The following is a 17906-nucleotide window of genomic DNA, read 5'->3' on the forward strand; positions in this document are numbered from 1 at the left end:
TTTTCAACAGGAGGCTTGCCATGACCATCACCTGCTTTATCCGTTACGAGATCGATCCCTTTCAGCGCGAGGCGTTCCGCCGTTATGCCGAGAACTGGGGGCGCATCATTCCGCGCCTTGGCGGGCGCTTGCTGGGGTACTTCCTGCCGCTGGAAGGCACCAACTACGAGGCATGGGGGCTGGTCGGCTTCGACTCGCTGGCCGATTACGAAGCTTATCGCGCACGCTTGCGGGCGGACGGCGAGGCGAAGGACAATTTCGCCTTCGCCCAGCAGCAGCGCTTCATCCTGCGCGAGGAGCGCACTTTTACGGAGGCTGTTTCATGATCGCCGTGATTTTCGAAGTGGTGCCCAGTGTGGACGGGCGCACGGAGTATCTGGAGCGCGCCGCACAACTCGGCCCGATGCTGGGCAACGTCGATGGTTTCATTTCGGTGGAGCGCTTCACCAGCCTCGCGACGCCGGGCAAGATGCTGTCCTTGTCGTTCTGGCGCGATGAAGAAGCGATGCAGGCGTGGCGCCGCCAGGAAGAACACCGTGCCGCACAAGCGGCAGGGCGCGGCGGCGTGTTCGAAGACTACCGCCTGCGCGTGGCTTCCGTCATTCGCGACTATGGCATGAACGACCGCACCCAGGCTCCCGCCGACGCACTGCCTTCCGCAAGCGCGCCGACCAGGCCGGTGAGCGCGTCGTGACGGCCGCGCAGCCGCGCTTTGCGCGCGTAGCCGCGGCGATCGGCGACCCGACGCGGGCGCTGATGCTATCGCGTCTTCTTGACGGTCGCTTTTACACCGCCACCGAACTCGCACAGCACGCTGGCGTGTCCGCGCCCACCGCCTCGCAGCATCTCAAGCTGCTGGCCGACGAAGGCCTGGCCCGTGTGCGCGCGCAAGGCCGTCATCGTTACTACATGCTCGCGGACGGCAACGTCGCCCACGCACTGGAAGCCCTGCTGCGCGTGGCTGACGGCGCGCTGCCTGAAACCACACGCTGGAAAGCGCCGTCGATGCGCAGCCTGCGCCACGCCCGCAGCTGCTACGGCCACCTGGCCGGCGTACTGGGCGTGGACCTGTGCCGCTGCTTCATCGATAACGGCTGGGTGCAGGGCGACGCCCACGAATTCGTGCTCACCGCGACCGGGGCGCAACGCGTGCAAGCGCTGGGCATAACTCTGGAAGCAGCCCCACGCCAGCTATACGGCTGCGTCGACTGGTCCGAACGTCGCGACCACTTCGCCGGCCCCTTGGCGGTCGCGCTGCTGGACAACTTCATCGAACGCGGCTGGCTGCAACGCAGCGATGACACGCGCGCGCTGACGCTGTCCACCAGCGGCAGGAAAGAACTCAGCGCGCTGCTTAGAAGCGGAACTTGACGTAAGCCGCCGGCCCGCTCAAACGCACATTCAGATCGGTATCGTCACGATCGCGCGTCAGGCTGATTTTGCTGGTGCTGTATTCAGCCACCACGCCCACCATGGGCGTCGGATACCACTCCACACCGATCGCGCCGCCGTAGATGTGGCCATGGATCTTGCCGCCGTTTTTCTTGATGCCGGAAGCATCCGCATACACGCGCACATTGTCCGAGATCGCGTGACGCCAGCCCAGTTCCACCAGCGGCGCATAGGCATGCTCGCTCTCCGAATACGCCGCGTTGCCGGCCACGCCATTCAACACGCCGCTGGCCGTGCCGTCGACCCGTGCGCGATAGTAGGCCGCGCCGACGCCCACGCCGAAGACGTCCTTGCCGCCACTGCTGCCGATCCACCATTTATAAGCAAGGTTGGCCAGGTCGAGTTTGAGCTTGGCATCCAGCTTGCCGTTGCCGGTCAGCGGCAGGCCATTGATATTGGTGCTGCCGCTCAAGGTCGGGCTGTAGGTTTTGTCGTAGCGGTAGTAATCGAAGTCCAAACCTTGCGAATCGCCCAGCAGCAGCTGTGCCTTCACGCGCGGCAGCGTAACGTGGTCGGTCTTGTAGGTGCCGGTGTCGATGCGGCCATAATTGGTTTCGCCGTTGTAGTTGATGCGCGGCTCGGTGTAGAAGGCGCCGAGCGAAATGCTGGCGCGGTCCAGCGGGGCCGCTGGTTCGGCCCAGGCAAACGAGCTGGCGGCGCCCAGCGCAAGCGCTGCGGCAATGGAAAGGGCGTGACGGGACATAAGGACTCCTTGGGTTGCAATATTGATGAAATGATCATAGCAACCGCAACCTTCCTTCACCGTCGGCGCACGCCCGCCGTGTGCGTGGGACTGCTCCTACTCCGATTCCCGGATGCGCAGCGACAGCAACGCCGCCAGCAGCATGGACACGCCGCCCAGCATCAGCATCATCACCGCGCTGCCGTGGAACACGTGCGTCAGCAGCAGGCCCAGACTAGCGCCGGACACCACCTGCGGAATCACGATCGACATATTGAACATGCCCATGTACATGCCCATTTTCCTGGCCGGGATCTTGCCGGCCAAAATCGCGTACGGCATCGACAGGGTGCTGGCCCATGCCAGCCCGATGCCCACAAACGGCAGCAGCAGCCAGCCCGGCGCGCTGACGAAGTAGATCGACAGGAAGCTCAACCCGCCCACCGCCATCGCAATCGCGTGCGCGGTGCGGCGGCTGGTGCGGCGCGCGATCACCGGCAGCACGAAGGCAAACGCGATCGAGGCCGCGTTATAGACCGCGCCGCACACGCCCCACCAGCTGGCGCCGTCGTTGTACAGCGCGGAGCTGGTGTCGGTGGCATGGTAGATGTGCTGGGTGACGGTGGCCGTGCCATAAGTCCACATCGAAAACCATGTGAACCAGGTGAAGAACTGCACCGCCGACAGCTGCACCATAATCTTCGGCATATTCAGGTAGTCCTGCACGAAGCCGCGCAGGCCGGAGGACGTGGCGGCCTGCTGCTCCGGCTCCGGATGGTAAGCGCGCATTTGCTCTGGCGGGTACTCCTTGGTGCGCATCACGGTCCACAGCACCGCGCCCAGATACACCGCGCCGCCGATGTAAAACGCGTACAGCACCGAATCCGGCGTCTGCCCGGGCGCGGCGGTGTTGGCAACGTTGAACCAGTGCTGCAGCACATAGGGCAGGGCGGACGCCGCCACCGCACCAACGCCGATGAAGAAGGTCTGCACCGCGTAGCCGGTGGTCAGCTGTTCCTTGGGCAGCAGGTCGCCAACAAAGGCGCGGAACGGCTCCATCGAAATATTGATCGCCACGTCCAGCAGCAGCAGCATGGCCGCGGCCATCCACAGCACCGACGCATTCGGCATGCCGAACATGCCCAGTGTGGCGAGAATGGCGCCGATCAGGAAGTAGGGGCGGCGCCGGCCAAAGCGGCCCCAGGTGCGATCGCTCATGTAGCCGATGACGGGCTGGACCAGCAGGCCGGCCAGCGGCGCGGCGGTCATCAGGTAGCCGATCTTGTCCAGCTCGGCGCCCATGGTTTCAAAGATGCGCGGCACATTGCTTTGCTGGAGCGCGAAGCCGGCCTGAATGCCGAGGAAGCCAAAACTCATGTTCCAGATCGCCCAGAACGACAACCGGGGCTTGCGGACGGGCGCGCGGTCCGGCGCCGCCGCTTGTACTTTTGCGTGCATGTGTGGTCTCCATCTATTTTTTTGTTAGCGTATTATCTACCAAAAAGTAGCTGGGCTACAAAATAGATGGGATTGATTTTGTATTTTGGCTACATCAGCGGCGCCGCGCTTCGCGTTCCTCATCCGGACCATTGACCATGGCCTGGACCACGCCCTGCCGGTTAAATTCCACCGACATCATGGAATTCCACACATCCTGCTCCTTGTAGCGGTACAGCCAGACATCGCCGTCCACGCTGGCATAATGCGTCACCTGTGTCGGGCGGCCGAAGGTGCGCAATATGGTTTCCTTGTTATCCTTGCCCAGCTTGACCGCGGCAAACTTGGCGCTGGTCAGCACTTGTTCATAGGAGCGCAGTCGGCCATCCGGCCCCAACCGCGCCATCCAAGTGTACTGGCCCATGGGTCCATAGGCGTACTCCAGCAAGGTGTCGGCGCCGTCGGCATAGGCATTGGTGGGTTGGCCGAGACGGGTGAGCACGGCCTCGCGGCTGTCGCCGGGCTGCGGCGGCGGACGGCCAAACTGGGCGCAGCCGGCCAGCGACAGCGCCAGAACGGCGCATAACAGGGCTTTTCTCATGATTTCCTCCCGAAAAAGGAGACACGCGGGACTTTTTTCCGCTATACTTCCGGGTCTGGTCTTTCCGACCGGGTTTTATTGTAAATCACGGTGAGCAGGGTTACGACTCCGCGCACCGCATGTTAAAGGTAAATATCATGACCGTAGAAAACATCAACAAAGCAGCGATCATCGCTGACAACGCCCGTGGCCAAAAAGATACCGGCTCCCCAGAAGTGCAAGTTGCTCTGCTGACCGCCCGTATCAACGAACTGAACGCCCACTTCAAAGAGCACACCAAGGATCACCACTCGCGTCGTGGTCTGATCAAGATGGTTAACCGTCGTAAGTCCCTGCTGTCCTACCTGAAGGACAAGGACGCGACCCGTTACCGCGACCTGATCGCTAAACTGGGCCTGCGTAAGTAATTTTTGCGCCGTCCGGCTTAAACAGAATGCCTGCGCCAGTTTGCTGTCGCGGGCATTTTGTCTTTCTGAGCATTAAAAAATTGCCAAGTAGAACGTAGTTGTAACGTTGTAGTAAAGGTGGCGGTAACGCTGCCTGTGGTGAGGTGAACGACAGCTCCTGAAAATCTGTCGGCAAATAGAAAGGGATTACCCATGTTTAATAAAGTTACGAAAACCTTCCAGTACGGTCAACACACCGTCACGCTGGAAACTGGCGAGATCGCTCGTCAGGCCTCCGGCGCGGTGATGGTGTCGATTGAAGACACCGTCGTGCTGGCCACCGTGGTGGCGCGTAAAGACGCGAAACCAGGCCAGGACTTCTTCCCACTGACCGTCGACTACCTGGAGAAAACCTACGCTGCGGGCAAGATCCCTGGCGGTTTCTTCAAGCGTGAAGGTCGTCCTTCGGAAAAAGAAACGCTGACATCCCGCCTGATCGACCGTCCTATCCGTCCTCTGTTCCCAGAGGGCTACATGAACGAAGTGCAAGTGATTGTGCACGTTCTGTCGGTCAATCCAGAAATCGATCCAGACATCGCTTCGATGATCGGTGCTTCGGCCGCGCTGTGCGTGTCGGGCGTGCCGTTCAATGGTCCGATCGGCGCCGCCCGCGTGGGTTACGCCAACGGCCAGTACATCCTGAATCCTACCGTTGAACAACTGAAGACCTCGCAGATGGACCTGGTGGTGGCCGGTACCGAAACCGCCGTCCTGATGGTGGAATCGGAAGCGCAGCAACTGTCGGAAGAAATCATGCTGGGCGCCGTGGTCTACGGCCACGAGCAGATGAAAGTCGTGATCGACGCCATCCACGACCTGGTGCGCGACGGCGGCAAGCCGGAGCAAGAATGGGTTGCCCCAGCCAAGAACGAAGCCCTGATCGGCCGCGTGGCCCACTTCGGTGAAGCCAAGCTGCGCGAGGCTTACCAGACCCGCGACAAGCAAGCCCGTACCGAAAAACTGCGCGCCGCCGCCGCCGAAATCTCGGCCGACCTGGCCGCGGAAGCTGCCGCCGCTGGCGCCGCCGCACCGGACTCGGTTGAAGTCGGCAACATCCTGTTCGAGATGGAATCGAAGATCGTCCGTTCGCAAATCCTCGACGGCGAGCCACGCATCGACGGCCGCGACACCCGCACCGTGCGTCCGATCTCGATCCGCACCTCGGTACTGCCGCGTACCCACGGCTCGGCCCTGTTCACCCGTGGTGAAACCCAGGCCCTGGTGGTCGCGACCCTGGGCACCGCCCGCGATTCGCAGAAGATCGACGCGCTGATGGGCGAGTACACCGACGACTTCATGCTCCACTACAACATGCCACCGTTCGCCACCGGCGAAACCGGCCGCGTCGGTACGCCGAAGCGCCGCGAAGTGGGTCACGGCCGTCTGGCCAAGCGCGCCCTGGTGGCCGCACTGCCATCGCAGGAAGAGTTCAGCTACTCCGTGCGTCTGGTGTCGGAAATCACCGAATCGAACGGTTCGTCGTCGATGGCTTCGGTCTGCGGCGGCTGCCTGGCGCTGATGGATGCCGGCGTGCCGATGAAAGAGCACGTGGCCGGTATCGCCATGGGCCTGATCAAGGAAGGCGGCAAGTTTGCCGTGCTGTCCGACATTCTGGGTGACGAAGACCACCTGGGCGACATGGACTTCAAAGTGGCCGGCACCCGCAACGGTATCACCGCGCTGCAGATGGACATCAAGATCCAGGGCATCACCAAGGAAATCATGCAAGTGGCACTGGCGCAAGCCAAGGAAGGCCGCGAGCACATCCTGGGCGAAATGCAAAAGGCCGTGCCTAGCGTGAAGACCGAGCTGTCGGACTTCGCACCGCGCCTGATCACCATCAAGATCAACCCTGAGAAGATCCGTGACGTGATCGGCAAAGGCGGCGCCGTGATCCGCGCCCTGACCGAAGAGACCGGCACCCAGATCGACATCAGCGACGAAGGCGTGGTCACCATCGCCTCCGTGGACGCTGCTGCCGGCCAGGAAGCCAAGCGTCGCATCGAAGAGCTGACCGCATCGGTTGAAGTAGGCAAGTCCTACGACGGCACCGTGCTCAAGCTGCTGGACTTCGGCGCCATCGTGCAGGTAATGCCAGGCAAAGACGGCCTGCTGCACATCTCGCAGATCGCCAACGAGCGTGTGAACGCTGTGGCCGACTACCTGAAAGAAGGCCAGCAAGTGCGCGTCAAGGTGCTGGAAACCGACGACCGCGGCCGCCTGAAACTGTCGATGAAAGCTGCTGCTGAAGAAGCTGCCGCCGCTGCTGCCAACGCGCAGTAAGCTGGGCTAGCCTCAGCCACGAGCCGCCGGTTGCGCAAGCCCCGGCGGTTTTTTGTTTGAACTTTTAGGATGCCCCTGCTGTCTAACCCGCGTGGAGGACGCCATGAATACTCTTTATGACGAAGATGTAGTCGCGTGGGCCGTGCAACAGGTCCACCTCCTGCGCTCAGGTCTATGGTCCCAACTCGATATCGACAACATTGCGGAGGAGATCGAGGATGTGGGCAAAAGTGAAAAACGCGAGCTGCGTCACCGCTTGGCGATATTGGTGGAGCATCTCATCAAATGGAAATGGCAGCCCAGGCGCCGTGGTTCCAGCTGGATGACGACGATTCGCATCCAGCGTATCGATATCGAGAAACTACTACTAAAAGTCCCCAGCTTGCGTGCTACGTTGGATAAGGAATTAGCCGATGCCGTGTGGCGCGACGCCGTGGTGATGGCGGTGAAACAAGCCGACTGCAAGGGGCTGCCCGACACCAGTCCTTGGACGCTTCAACAGGTGCTGACGAACGATTTTTTTGCCCGATGAGGCTTCATCTGCGGTATCAGGCGCTGATGACTTCCCAAGAGAATGATATGGCGATCAGCTATGAACATGACGTTGCCGCCTGGGCGAAGGAGCAAGTGACGCTGTTGCGTGCTGGGCAGTGGGCGTTGCTGGACGTCGACCATAATACGATGAAAAACCAGCGTGAGGCGATAGCCAAGCTGTTGCAGAAAATGCCAAGCTTGCGCCAAGTGTTGGAAGAGGTGGAATGGGATGAGGATGTCTGGAAGGATGCGCTGGATATCGGCGGCCGCGAGGCCGATCTGGTGGACCTGCCCGCAATCCGCGAGTGGGATTACGAGCAGGTTTTAAAGGATGGTTACTTGCCGTCGTAAGTCACGCGGAAGATGCGGCCGCCGTAGTCGTCGGAGACCAGCAGCGAGCCGTCGGCCAGCGTGACCACGTCCACCGGGCGGCCGACCACGTCGTCGCCACGCAGGAAGCCGTCGATGAAAGCGGTATCGCTCACCTGCTTGTTGCCGTACAGGGTAATCAGGCGGACCGTGTAGCCGATCTTGGTCGAGCGGTTCCACGAGCCATGCTCCGCCACGAAGATGTTGTTGCGATACGCCTCAGGAAACTGTTTTCCGGTGTAGAAGCTCAGCCCCAACGGCGCCACGTGCGGCCCCAGCTTGGCGACCGGCTCGACGAACTCTTCGCAAGTGCGGCCTTTGCCGAACTGCGGATCCGGCACCACGCCGCCGTGGCAGTAGGGGAAGCCGAAGTGCTGGCCGAACTTGGTCAGCACGTTCAGTTCACACGATGGCGTGTTGTCGCCCATCTCGTCGCGGCCGTTATCGGTGAACCACAGCTGCCTGGTGGTTGGATGGAAATCGAAACCCACGGTGTTGCGCACGCCGCGTGCCACTTCTTCCAACTGGCTGCCGTCGGCATTCATGCGGTAGATCTTGGCGCTCTTGGTGTCGTCGGTGTCGCAGACATTGCAGGGCGCGCCGACCGGGATGTACAGCTTGCCATCCGGGCTGGCTTTAATCACTTTCTCGCCATGCCATTTATCGTTGGGCAGGCTGACCTTGACCACTTCGTACGACGGTTTTTGCGCGTAGCGCTTGTCGATATTGTCAAAGCGGATCACGCGGCCGATTTCACCCACGTACAGGGCGCCGTTCAGCAGCGTCACGCCGATCGGATTCTCCAGGCCTTCCGCGATGGTCACTACCTGGGCCGATTGCTTGTCCGCACGCGGCACCAGCGCGTACACTTTGCCGGCCTTGCGCGAACCGACATAGACGATGCCGCTGTCCGACACCACCATGCTGCGCGCCGTCTCCGCACCATCCGCATAGACGCTGATGCGGAAGCCTTTCGGCAGTTTGAAGCCGCTCAGCAAATCGGCGGCCACCGGCTTGGCGGCCGGGGCTGCGGCCGGCGCTGCCGCCAACTTTTTATCAGCATTGGCCGCGATGTAGTCGGCCAGCATGCTGATCTGCGTCGCGCTCAGCGCCGGCGACCATGCCGGCATATTCTTCTCCGGCACGCCTTTGCTGATCACTTTGATGAGATTGGCCTTGGTGGGGGCGCCATGAATCCACGCGTGCTGGCCCAACGTTGGGCCAACCGCACCCTCCATCCTGGTGCCGTGGCAGGCGGCGCAATTGGCTTGATACAGTTGTTCGGCGGTCTGGGCCGGCGCCGCGTGGGCGGCGAACGAAGCGAACGCAATGCCGATGGCGGCGGCTTGCAGAGCGGTCTTGTACATTGATGTCCCCTGATGAGTAATGCCGTCATTGTACAAGTTTCAACCGTGCCTAGGTGCCGGTGCGCTGCCCGGCTGGCGCTGACAGGTGTGCTGCCGGCGCATGCGGGCGCGCCCTGCCGATTGGCGTCACGCTGGCCGAGTGCGCGGACCCGTCCACGGTGAACACGCTCACCAACTCCGCCAGCTGCGACGCCTGGCCTTGCAGCGCGGCCGCCGCTGCCGAGGCTTCCTCCACCAGCGCCGCGTTCTGCTGCGTCACCCCATCCATCTCGATGATGGCGCGGTTGATCTGTTCGATGCCGGCTTCCTGTTCGCTGCTGGCGGCGCTGATCTGCTCCATGATCTCGCTGACGTTGCGGATGCTGCGCACCACTTCTTCCATGGTCTTGCCAGCCTCGTCGACCAGGGCGTTGCCACTGTCGATTTTTTCCACCGACGCGTTAATCAGGTGCTTGATGTCCTTGGCCGCGCTGGCCGAGCGCTGCGCCAGCGTGCGCACTTCCTGTGCCACCACCGCGAAGCCGCGGCCCTGTTCGCCGGCGCGCGCCGCTTCCACCGCGGCGTTCAGCGCCAGGATATTGGTCTGGAAGGCAATGCCATCGATCACGCCGATGATGTCGACGATCTGGCGCGACGAGGCGCTGATCGCTTCCATGGTGGTGACCACGCCGCCGACCACCTCGCCGCCGCGCTCGGCCACGCCGGACGCCCCGGCCGCCAGTTGGTTGGCCTGGCGGGCAAACTCGGTATTTTGCTTGACGGTGGCGGTCAGTTCCTCCATCGAGGATGCGGTCTCTTCCAGCGAGCCGGCCTGCTGCTCGGTGCGCGAGGACAGGTCGAGGTTGCCGCTGGCGATCTGGTCGGAAGCGGTCGCCACAGCATCGGTACTGTTGCGCACTTCGCTGACGATAGCCGCCAGGCGGTCGCGCATGGCGGCGATGCTGTACAGCAGACTGGCGCGGTCGCCGCTGGCCAACTGTACCGGTACGGTCAGGTCGCCGCCGGCAATGCGGTCGGTGATGCTGGCCGCGTAGCCCGGTTCGCCGCCCAGTTGCTTGAGCAGCGAGCGGCTGATCAGCCAGCCCAGCAGCAGCGCCAGGGCGACCGAGGCTGCGCTCAACACGGTAATCATCCAGGCTGAAGCGACGCTGCGGTTGTGGATGGCGACGCCGATTTCATCGATCACCGCCTGCTGGCGGGCCACCAGCTCGCCCATGTGGTTCACGTACGCCTGTCCGGCCGGGATGAATTCGCGTTCCACAATCTGATTGGCCTGGTCCAGATCGCCGGCTGCCTTGGCCGCGAACGCACGCTTGCGGGCGTCCTGGTAGATCTTGCGCTGCGCCAGCGCGGCATCGAACAGGGCCTGGGCCTGGGCGTCATCGAGCAGTTCGGCAATCTGGCGCTGGTTGGCCTCGGCAATTCTGGAATTGGCAGCGATGCCGTCTTCAAACAGCTTTTGCGTGGCGGGATCGTCGGTCTTGGCGGCAGCCAGCGCGCGCTGGACATTGTTTTCGACCAGGGCTTTCCAGGTGCTCACCAGGCGCTCGGTCTTGAGATGGTGGGCCAGCAGGATGTCGGTGTCGGCGGCGGTCTGGCGTATGCTGAGCCAACTGGCGGCCGCCACCGCCAGCAACAGCAGCAGGGTGGCGCCAAAACCGATGGCCAGCCGGTTGCCGACCCGCATATCCGATAATTTCACAGTTCCTCCGTATCTCGCAGGTGTTCAGGGTGGTCATCCTCATTTCGGAGGTTTTATTATTCAAAAGAAATTTAAGTTTCCAAATTTCATTTTAGCACTGTAACAAATTTCTTACCCGGATTTACAAAACTGACAGGCTTGGGTAGGCTGCGCGGCATGTCTACCATTCTCGATTTCGACGTGCCGTTCGACGGCAAACTGCTGAAAGGCGACCATTACGTGGGCCGCGACAGCAATCGGATTTTGTATCTGCACGGCGCCGGCAACAGCACGCGGCGCGGCCATCATTTGCTGCGCGGCGCGCTGCAGCAGCGTGGTCTGGGCAGCGTGTGTTTCGACGCCATTGGCCATGGCGAGACCGGTGGTACGTTTGCGGAATCGTCGGTGGCCAGCCGCACACGGCAGGCGCAGGCGGTGTTGGCTGCCAGCGCGCTGGCGGAGCCGCTGGTGGTATTTGGTTCAAGCATGGGCGCCTACAACGCGATTCGTCTGAGCGAGCAGCATCGCGTCGATGCGCTGGTGCTGATTGTGCCGGGCGTGTACACGCCGTCCGCGTATGAGGTGCCGTTTGGGCCGGAGTTCTCGGCCATCATCCGCCGCGAGCGCAGTTGGGCTGACAGCAATGCGTGGAATATCCTGTCGCGCTTTGAAGGCCGCCTGCTGGTAATCCACGCCGAGCATGACGCGGTGATCCCGCTGGAGATTTCCGAGCGTCTGGTGGACGCCGCGCCTCATGCCGAATCGCGTCAACTGCTCATCGTGCCGGGCGCCGAGCACAATCGCCTGTGGTCACTGCTGGCTGAAACGCCGCAGCACTTCGATGCCGCACTTGATATGGTTACGGCGGTGGTGAATGGCGGAAGGCAGTAGGAGTCGAACTTACGAGGGAGCGGCTGACGCCCCCCACCGGGTTTGAAGCCCGGCCCCATCACCGGATGAGTATGCCTTCCGTTGTTAGTTGCTGCTGTACGACCACGCCGCATTCGGTCGTATCAGGTGGATGTTGCCGACCCGCCGAGTATAGCCGACGCGGTCGAAGAACTCCAATATCTGTATGGCGCGCTTGCGTCCCAGGCCGGTGGCGTCGCGGAACGAGGCGGCGTCCGCGCTGGGCAGCGTCGCCACGATGCGCGCCAGTTCATCCATCCGCTGCGGATGATAAAACAAATCCTTCACTACCTGGTTCAACTCTCCCGTTTTGGAGAGCTTGAGCAGCAGGCGGCGCACTTCAACTTCCGGCATGTCATGGGTGCGCATCAGGTCGCGCACCCATGGTGGATCGAAGCCGCCTGCCAGCAGGGATGCCAGCAAGGGCGCGGCCTGCGCCTGTTCTGCGGCACTGAGCTCCACGCTGTGGCTGGGCAGGTGCAGGCTGCGGCCGCGCTGTTTGATCGCGCCTTCGGCCAGCAGGGTTTCGATCAGCCGGCTCCACAAGCGGTCTTCCATGTCGGGCGAGACGATGCGTTTCAGGCGCCATAGCTCGGGGCCTGCGTCGTCTGGCGCGCGTTGGTGGAACTCCGCCAGCGCGGCAAGGATGCTGACTTGCAGTGCCTGCACTTCGGTCGCAGCGATCAGCAGTGTGTCGCCGCCTTGCAGCGGCACTTCCACCGTGCCTGGCGGCGTGATGATCAGCGATGCCGGCAGTTGCGACAGGCGCACCAGCATCGAAGCCCGCAAACCCAGCGGACCGCGCGCCAGCAGGGCGGAGATGCCGCCGCCGGCTGCGCCGCTGTCGCGGGGGAGTTCGCCGTTGCGGCCAGCGCCGCCAGGCGCGCTGGCGCCGCCATTGTCGCTGCCAGCGATGAAATCGGCCAGCGCACCCAGCCACGCGGTGCGCGTCGCGCTGCGGCGTTTGCGTGCGGGGCCGAACGGGTCGAGCACTATGCCGCCGCCGATGGTGGCGGTGGCCTGCGCATTGCGGATCACGAAGCGGTCGCCCGGCACGGCGTGCACCGGCGCGTCCAGCACCAGCTGCACACGGCCGGTGTGGCCGGGCGCCAGCACCTCATCATCCAGCATCACCACATTGGCAGTGTGATGTGCGGCGCCGAGATGCACGTGCACCGGCGACCAGGGCTTGAGCGTCAGCCCGCAGTCCGGCGTCAGCGTCAGTTCAACGTCCACACGCTGCGAACATTCGGCCAGCGCCGGCGCGACCACCCACGTGCCGCGTGCGATATCCTCCCTGGAGGCGCCACTCAGATTGAGCGCCAGCCGTTGTCCCGCGCGTCCCATCTCCGCCGAACGGTTTTGCGCATGAATGCTGCGCACCCGCACTTGCTGCCCGCCGGGCGCCAACTGCAGCATGTCGCCCACGCGCACACTACCCGCCAGTGCGGTGCCGGTGACGATGGTGCCTTGCCCGGATAGCGTGAATACGCGGTCCACGCCCAGCCGGAACAGGCGGCGTTCGTCGTTGGCCGGCAGCGTGGCAGCCATCTCGCCCAGGTGGCGCAGCAGCGCCTTGACGCCGATGTCGCCCTCCTGCGTGGCATTGGTGCGGAAGATATGCGCGCCGGCGAAATCGGTCGCCGCGAGCAGGGCTTGGATTTCCTGTTCCAGCTGTTCCAGCCGGGTGGCGTCCACGCGGTCGATCTTGGTCATCGCCACCGCGCCGCGCTTCACGCCCAGCAGGCGCAAGATGGCCAGGTGCTCCAGCGTTTGCGGCATGATGCCGTCGTCGGCGGCGATCACCAGCAGCGCGGCGTCGATGCCGGTCACGCCGGCCGCCATGGTGCGGATGAATTTCTCGTGGCCAGGCACGTCGATCACGCCGAGGATGTCATCGCCCAGTGGCGTGTAGGCGTAACCGAGTTCAATCGAAATGCCGCGTGCTTTCTCTTCCTTCAGACGATCGGTATCGACGCCGGTAAGGGCGCGTGTGAGGGTGGTCTTGCCATGGTCGATGTGCCCCGCTGTGCCGACGATCATGCTGTGAGCAGAGACAGTTGTTCGATAAAGCGCTGCTGTTGATGCTCCTGCAGGCAGCGCAGGTCCAGCCAGAGGGCGTCCTGCGCCACGCGGCCGATGACTGGCAGCGGCAGGGCGCGCAGGCGCTGCTCCAGCAAGCCCAGTGCGTTGCTGATACGGCCTGTTGCCGACGGGCGTACCACCAGCCCGTAGCTTGGCAACTGATCGACCGGCAGGGCGCCGCTGCCGATCTGGCTGGTCATCGCTTCGTCGGTGACTTCGTAGTGGGGGCCTAACGCGGCTTGCAGCAGCGGCAGGATGGCTTGCGCTTGCGCGCGCATCGCGGCGGCCGGACGGGTCAGCAACTTGAGAGTGGTCAGGCGCTCGGGCAGGAGATCCGGTGCGCGGTACAGCGCGAGCACCGGCTCCAGCGCGGCCAGTGTCAGTTTGCCGACGCGCAGGGCGCGCTTGAGTGGATTCTTCTTGATCTGCGCGATCAGGTCTTTGCGGCCGACGATGATGCCGCATTGCGGGCCGCCCAGCAGTTTGTCGCCGCTGAAGGTCACCAGGTCGGCGCCGCCTTCGATAGTTTCGCGCACCGTGGTTTCGTGCGGCAGGCCGTATTGTTCCAGGTCGACCAGTGTGCCGCTGCCCAGGTCTACAGCCAGCGGGATGTGGTGCTTCTTCGCCAGCGGCGCCAGCTCGTCCAGCTCTATGCTCTTGGTGAAGCCGGTGATGGCGTAATTGCTGGTGTGGACCTTCATCATCAGCCCGGTTTGCGGGCCGGCGGCTTCGTCGTAGTCCTTCAGGTGCGTGCGGTTGGTGGCGCCGACTTCGCGCAGGATGGCGCCGGCGCGGGTCATCACGTCCGGGATGCGGAAGGCGCCGCCGATTTCCACCAGTTCGCCGCGGGAGACTATCACTTCTTTGTTCAATGCCACGGTGTTCAGCATCAGCAGCACGGCGGCGGCGTTGTTGTTGACGATGGTGGCGGCTTCGGCGCCGGTCAGCTCCAGCAGCAGTTCTTCAATCAGGTTATCGCGGTCGCCGCGTTTGCCGGTGTCGATGTCCCATTCGAGATTCATGGGCCAGCGCATCGCATCAACTACGGCCTGCACCGCGCTGTCGGGCAGCAGGGCGCGGCCAAGGTTGGTGTGCAGGACAGTGCCGGTCAGGTTGAAGACGGGACGCAGTGGCGAGGTGTTTTGTTCGCGCAGGCGGTTGGCCAGCATGGCGAGCAGGGATGGGATGCTGGTGTCCGGGGCGGAGGCCAACGCTGCGGCAGCGCCGCCGTCGCGGGCGGCCAGCAGCATGGCGCGCAGCTCGGCCAGCAACGCACGAGCAGCTTCCAGTGTCTGCACACGGCCGTATTCCGCGATGAGCGCCTCGCAGTCGGTGTCCGACAGGATCAGATGGACGGCGGGCAGGCGGATTGCGCCCCCTGCGCCTGCGCCGTCGGAGGCACCCGCTGGTGCCGGCGCGGCGCTGGTGCCGGCGCTATCGTGGGATGGCGTGCTCATTCGGCGTTGAACCACAAGAGGGGATTGCCGCTGGCGCGGGCATAGCCGGCTTCGCCGACCAGCAGGTCGAGGGCCAGGCTGGCGAGATCGTCGGCCAGCGGGTCGACGTAGAAGTCGTGTTCCTGGTTGAAGATCTTGCGGTAAGTGTTGCAGTCGTCGCAGGTCTCGGCGCGCGCCACCTTGCTTGGATCATTGGCCTTGTTATCCGACTCCAGCTCCTGATCGATGCTCTGGTAAGCCACTTTCGCCGTGCCCTCGCAGCACGAGCACTTCACCCGCACCATGTGCCACTCGCTGGAGCAGCAGCTGCACTGCAAATAGCGATAGCCCTGCGACTGGCCGCCAATCCGGATCACGCTGGCAACAGGATGCGCGCCGCACACCGGGCAAAGCGTATTGGTCACCAGCGGCTGCACACGCGGCGCATCCAGCTGGCTGGCGCGCATGGTCCACATCACTTGCAAAGCCGCAGCCACGAACGGAGCATGCAGCGGATGCACACCCTCCGTCAATTCGGCCAATACCGCATCCGCACAACCCTCCAGCTGCGCCGTATCGAGCGAACGCAACTCCGCCAGCACGACAGCCAACTGCGGCTGGCTCTCCGCCAGCGCATCCAGCTGGTCGAGAATGGCATCAAACACCCGGCGCCAGGTGGCAGGGCGCTGGCCGCTGACCGGCAGCGGCGGCATGTGGTGATCGATGGCCAACTGAATGGTGGCCGCATCCGGCATGGCGAAGGTGTCGGCTGGCAGCGAACGGATCGCCGCCGCCTGCGCGTCCACCAGCGCCGCCATCATATTGAGATAGCCGGCCAGCGTCTCGCCAACCGGAATACCCTTGATTTGATTATTTGCCAACTGCCGCAGGCGCGCCGCGCGCGCAGTAAACAGGCTGCGCGCTTCCGGCAGCAGCAGGCGAGGAATGGCGGTGTGATCGAGCGCCTCGATCTCACCAGGTTCTAACAAGCGTTGTACCAAAAAAAATCTCCCTGAAACAGATCCAGGATGCTCCCCGGCGCAAGGAGCATTCTAAACCTAGTCGCGGCTCTTGCGAACCACTTCCTCAAACCAGCGTGGATGGTGCTTGCGCGCCCACCCGTAGGTGACCGTGCCGCGCACCATGGCGCCGATAGAACCTTTGACCCAGAACGCCGCGTAAATGTGCACGATGATCGAGCAAATCAGCACAAAAGCGCTAAACGCATGCAGCAACGCCGCCAGCCGCACGATCTCGATCGGGAAGTAGAACGAGAAATAGGCACGCCAGATCACAATGCCGGACAACAGCAGGCCCACCATCGAGGCGATCAGCACGAAGAACAGGATCTTCTGGCCGGCGTTGTACATGCCGATCTTCGGCAGCTTGTCTTCGCGGTTGTTGAGCACATCATCCATCTGCCTGAGCCACTGCTTGTCCGCCGCGTCCATGCGGTTGTGGTGCCAGAAGCGCAGCACCAGAATCGCAAACGACACAAACATCACCAGCCCGATGAACGGATGCAGGATGCGGGTCCACTGGCCGCCACCCAGGAACACGGCCATCCACGACGTCGCCGGGTGGAACATGGCCAGCCCGGAGACTGCCAGCAGAATGAAGCAGATCGCCGTGATCCAGTGATTGCTGCGCTCATTCTTGGTGTAGCGCTGGATCAGCGGATTGCCGTCTTTATCGCGGTTGGGTGAGCTCATGGTGCTTCCTCCCTGATACGTTTAGCTTCCGCCACTGCTTCGGCTTCCTCATCCTTGCTTACTTCGTTCGGACCCACGCGCGAGTAGTGGAACCAGCCCGCCAGCGCGGTGATGGCCATGCCGGCCAATGCCAGCGGCTTGGTCAGGCCCTTCCACAAACCGACGGTGGCGCTGATGCTCGGATTCTCGCGCAGGCCGTGGTACAAGGTCGGCTGGTCCGCGTGGTGCAGCACATACATGACGTGCGTGCCGCCGACGCCGGCCGGATCGTACAAGCCGGCCTGCGCAAAGCCGCGCGACTTCAGGTCCGTGATGCGTTCCTCCGCATGCTCCTTCATGTCCTCCTTGGTGCCGAACATGATGGCGCCGGTCGGGCAGGTCTTCACGCACGCAGGTTCCTGGCCGACGGCCACGCGGTCCGAGCACAAGGTGCACTTGTAGGCGCGGCTGTCCTGCTTGGAAATGCGCGGTACATCGAATGGGCAGCCGGCCACGCAGTAGCCGCAACCGATGCAGTTCTCCTGATGGAAATCCACAATGCCGTTGGTGTACTGCACGATGGCGCCCGGTGAAGGGCAGGCCTTCAGGCAGCCCGGATCTTCACAGTGCATGCAGCCGTCCTTGCGAATCAGCCATTCCAGATCGCCCTTCGGATTCTCGTATTCCGAGAAGCGCATGACGGTCCACGATTGCGGCGTCAGGTCCAAAGGATTGTCGTAGACGCCGGTGGTTTCACCCACCTCGTCGCGCAAATCGTTCCACTCCATGCAGGCGGTCTGGCAAGCCTTGCAGCCGATGCACTTGGAAACGTCGATCAGCTTGGCGACCGTGCCGGTCACCGGTGTGCGAGCCACCGGCGTTTGCACCGTCGTTGCCGACATGCGCTTGATATCAAGTGATTGTAATGCCATG

Annotated in this window: 18 protein-coding genes and 1 tRNA gene; 8 read left to right on the top strand and 11 right to left on the bottom strand. The window is 63.0% G+C overall.

Going from position 1 to position 17906, the window contains the following annotated elements; translation table 11 throughout:
- Positions 1-20 precede the first annotated feature (20 nt).
- Genes ABDW57_RS13380 through ABDW57_RS13390 form a run of 3 tightly spaced genes read left to right on the top strand, consistent with a single transcriptional unit; the run spans position 21 to position 1371 of the window.
- Complete coding sequence (locus ABDW57_RS13380) at positions 21-326, top strand: NIPSNAP family protein (protein WP_343730685.1); 306 nt, start codon at positions 21-23, stop codon at positions 324-326.
- A complete protein-coding gene (locus ABDW57_RS13385; protein ID WP_343730686.1) occupies positions 323-694 on the top strand; it encodes an antibiotic biosynthesis monooxygenase in 372 nt (123 codons plus the stop codon). Before ABDW57_RS13380 ends, ABDW57_RS13385 begins: the two co-directional genes overlap by 4 nt.
- On the top strand, positions 691-1371 hold the full coding sequence (locus ABDW57_RS13390; protein WP_343730687.1) for a winged helix-turn-helix domain-containing protein: 681 nt from the start codon (positions 691-693) through the stop codon (positions 1369-1371). Before ABDW57_RS13385 ends, ABDW57_RS13390 begins: the two co-directional genes overlap by 4 nt.
- Here the strand turns inward: ABDW57_RS13390 and ABDW57_RS13395 are convergent.
- The 3 genes from ABDW57_RS13395 to ABDW57_RS13405 form a co-directional block, all read right to left on the bottom strand.
- The gene (locus ABDW57_RS13395; RefSeq protein ID WP_343730688.1) at positions 1355-2155 is read right to left on the bottom strand and encodes a hypothetical protein; all 801 of its coding nucleotides are present in this window, start codon (positions 2153-2155) and stop codon (positions 1355-1357) included. The two genes, ABDW57_RS13390 and ABDW57_RS13395, sit on opposite strands and share 17 nt — an antisense overlap.
- Before the next feature lie 96 nt (positions 2156-2251).
- Positions 2252-3592, bottom strand: a complete 1341-nt coding sequence (locus tag ABDW57_RS13400) for an MFS transporter (protein WP_343730689.1) — start codon at positions 3590-3592, stop codon at positions 2252-2254.
- A 94-nt stretch (positions 3593-3686) separates the two neighbouring features.
- The gene (locus tag ABDW57_RS13405) at positions 3687-4172 is read right to left on the bottom strand and encodes a hypothetical protein (RefSeq protein ID WP_343730690.1); all 486 of its coding nucleotides are present in this window, start codon (positions 4170-4172) and stop codon (positions 3687-3689) included.
- A 137-nt stretch (positions 4173-4309) separates the two neighbouring features.
- Between ABDW57_RS13405 and rpsO the strand changes: the two genes are divergently transcribed.
- The 4 genes from rpsO (at position 4310) to ABDW57_RS13425 (ending at position 7786) form a co-directional block, all read left to right on the top strand.
- Entirely contained in the window at positions 4310-4579 is a 270-nt protein-coding gene (gene rpsO / locus ABDW57_RS13410; RefSeq protein WP_155467775.1) for a 30S ribosomal protein S15, read from the top strand.
- Between the two features lie 192 nt (positions 4580-4771).
- Positions 4772-6901, top strand: coding sequence for a polyribonucleotide nucleotidyltransferase (gene pnp, locus ABDW57_RS13415; protein ID WP_343730691.1), 2130 nt, complete (start codon positions 4772-4774; stop codon positions 6899-6901).
- A gap of 103 nt (positions 6902-7004) precedes the next feature.
- Positions 7005-7433, top strand: coding sequence for a DUF29 domain-containing protein (locus tag ABDW57_RS13420; protein ID WP_343730692.1), 429 nt, complete (start codon positions 7005-7007; stop codon positions 7431-7433).
- 47 nt (positions 7434-7480) lie between these two features.
- On the top strand, positions 7481-7786 hold the full coding sequence (locus ABDW57_RS13425; RefSeq protein ID WP_343730693.1) for a DUF29 family protein: 306 nt from the start codon (positions 7481-7483) through the stop codon (positions 7784-7786).
- Here ABDW57_RS13425 and ABDW57_RS13430 read toward each other — a convergent pair.
- Together ABDW57_RS13430 and ABDW57_RS13435 are read right to left on the bottom strand one after the other, a co-directional pair.
- Entirely contained in the window at positions 7771-9171 is a 1401-nt protein-coding gene (locus ABDW57_RS13430; protein ID WP_343730694.1) for a c-type cytochrome, read from the bottom strand. The genes ABDW57_RS13425 and ABDW57_RS13430 overlap by 16 nt on opposite strands.
- Positions 9172-9220: 49 nt before the next feature.
- Positions 9221-10873: a methyl-accepting chemotaxis protein gene (locus ABDW57_RS13435; RefSeq protein ID WP_343730695.1), complete on the bottom strand. Its 1653-nt coding sequence runs from the start codon at positions 10871-10873 to the stop codon at positions 9221-9223.
- Between the two features lie 156 nt (positions 10874-11029).
- Here ABDW57_RS13435 and ABDW57_RS13440 point away from each other — a divergent pair, with 156 nt between their 5' ends.
- A complete protein-coding gene (locus ABDW57_RS13440) occupies positions 11030-11743 on the top strand; it encodes an alpha/beta hydrolase (protein WP_343730696.1) in 714 nt (237 codons plus the stop codon).
- On the opposite strand, the gene ABDW57_RS13445 is transcribed toward ABDW57_RS13440, so the two are convergent.
- The 6 genes from ABDW57_RS13445 to fdxH form a co-directional block, all read right to left on the bottom strand.
- Positions 11728-11823: transfer RNA gene (locus ABDW57_RS13445), tRNA-Sec, on the bottom strand. The genes ABDW57_RS13440 and ABDW57_RS13445 overlap by 16 nt on opposite strands.
- Before the next feature lie 4 nt (positions 11824-11827).
- Positions 11828-13804 carry a selenocysteine-specific translation elongation factor gene (gene selB / locus ABDW57_RS13450; RefSeq protein WP_343730697.1) on the bottom strand — a complete coding sequence of 659 codons (1977 nt, stop codon included), beginning with the start codon at positions 13802-13804 and terminating at the stop codon, positions 11828-11830.
- Positions 13801-15303 carry an L-seryl-tRNA(Sec) selenium transferase gene (selA, locus tag ABDW57_RS13455; protein ID WP_343730698.1) on the bottom strand — a complete coding sequence of 501 codons (1503 nt, stop codon included), beginning with the start codon at positions 15301-15303 and terminating at the stop codon, positions 13801-13803. The genes selB and selA overlap by 4 nt, the downstream gene beginning before the upstream one ends.
- Positions 15300-16283 (bottom strand): formate dehydrogenase accessory protein FdhE, encoded by a 984-nt coding sequence (fdhE, locus tag ABDW57_RS13460; protein WP_343730699.1) that lies wholly within the window; start codon positions 16281-16283, stop codon positions 15300-15302. Before fdhE ends, selA begins: the two co-directional genes overlap by 4 nt.
- Positions 16284-16340: 57 nt before the next feature.
- Positions 16341-16994 (bottom strand): formate dehydrogenase subunit gamma, encoded by a 654-nt coding sequence (locus tag ABDW57_RS13465; RefSeq protein ID WP_343730700.1) that lies wholly within the window; start codon positions 16992-16994, stop codon positions 16341-16343.
- A complete protein-coding gene (gene fdxH, locus ABDW57_RS13470) occupies positions 16991-17905 on the bottom strand; it encodes a formate dehydrogenase subunit beta (protein ID WP_176644799.1) in 915 nt (304 codons plus the stop codon). The genes ABDW57_RS13465 and fdxH overlap by 4 nt, the downstream gene beginning before the upstream one ends.
- Position 17906: the final 1 nt, after the last annotated feature.

This window comes from Duganella sp. (genome assembly GCF_039595735.1).
Lineage (GTDB): Bacteria > Pseudomonadota > Gammaproteobacteria > Burkholderiales > Burkholderiaceae_D > Rugamonas.

Excerpts from the sequence above, each read along its gene's own strand:
- ABDW57_RS13380 (WP_343730685.1), top strand. The coding sequence starts at position 21 with ATGACCATCACCTGCTTTATCCGTTACGAGATCGATCCCTTTCAGCGC.
- ABDW57_RS13385 (WP_343730686.1), top strand. The coding sequence starts at position 323 with ATGATCGCCGTGATTTTCGAAGTGGTGCCCAGTGTGGACGGGCGCACG.
- ABDW57_RS13395 (WP_343730688.1), bottom strand. The coding sequence starts at position 2,155 with ATGTCCCGTCACGCCCTTTCCATTGCCGCAGCGCTTGCGCTGGGCGCC.
- ABDW57_RS13400 (WP_343730689.1), bottom strand. The coding sequence starts at position 3,592 with ATGCACGCAAAAGTACAAGCGGCGGCGCCGGACCGCGCGCCCGTCCGC.
- ABDW57_RS13405 (WP_343730690.1), bottom strand. The coding sequence starts at position 4,172 with ATGAGAAAAGCCCTGTTATGCGCCGTTCTGGCGCTGTCGCTGGCCGGC.
- rpsO (WP_155467775.1), top strand. The coding sequence starts at position 4,310 with ATGACCGTAGAAAACATCAACAAAGCAGCGATCATCGCTGACAACGCC.
- pnp (WP_343730691.1), top strand. The coding sequence starts at position 4,772 with ATGTTTAATAAAGTTACGAAAACCTTCCAGTACGGTCAACACACCGTC.
- ABDW57_RS13420 (WP_343730692.1), top strand. The coding sequence starts at position 7,005 with ATGAATACTCTTTATGACGAAGATGTAGTCGCGTGGGCCGTGCAACAG.
- ABDW57_RS13425 (WP_343730693.1), top strand. The coding sequence starts at position 7,481 with ATGGCGATCAGCTATGAACATGACGTTGCCGCCTGGGCGAAGGAGCAA.
- ABDW57_RS13430 (WP_343730694.1), bottom strand. The coding sequence starts at position 9,171 with ATGTACAAGACCGCTCTGCAAGCCGCCGCCATCGGCATTGCGTTCGCT.
- ABDW57_RS13440 (WP_343730696.1), top strand. The coding sequence starts at position 11,030 with ATGTCTACCATTCTCGATTTCGACGTGCCGTTCGACGGCAAACTGCTG.
- selB (WP_343730697.1), bottom strand. The coding sequence starts at position 13,804 with ATGATCGTCGGCACAGCGGGGCACATCGACCATGGCAAGACCACCCTC.
- selA (WP_343730698.1), bottom strand. The coding sequence starts at position 15,303 with ATGAGCACGCCATCCCACGATAGCGCCGGCACCAGCGCCGCGCCGGCA.
- ABDW57_RS13465 (WP_343730700.1), bottom strand. The coding sequence starts at position 16,994 with ATGAGCTCACCCAACCGCGATAAAGACGGCAATCCGCTGATCCAGCGC.
- fdxH (WP_176644799.1), bottom strand. The coding sequence starts at position 17,905 with ATGGCATTACAATCACTTGATATCAAGCGCATGTCGGCAACGACGGTG.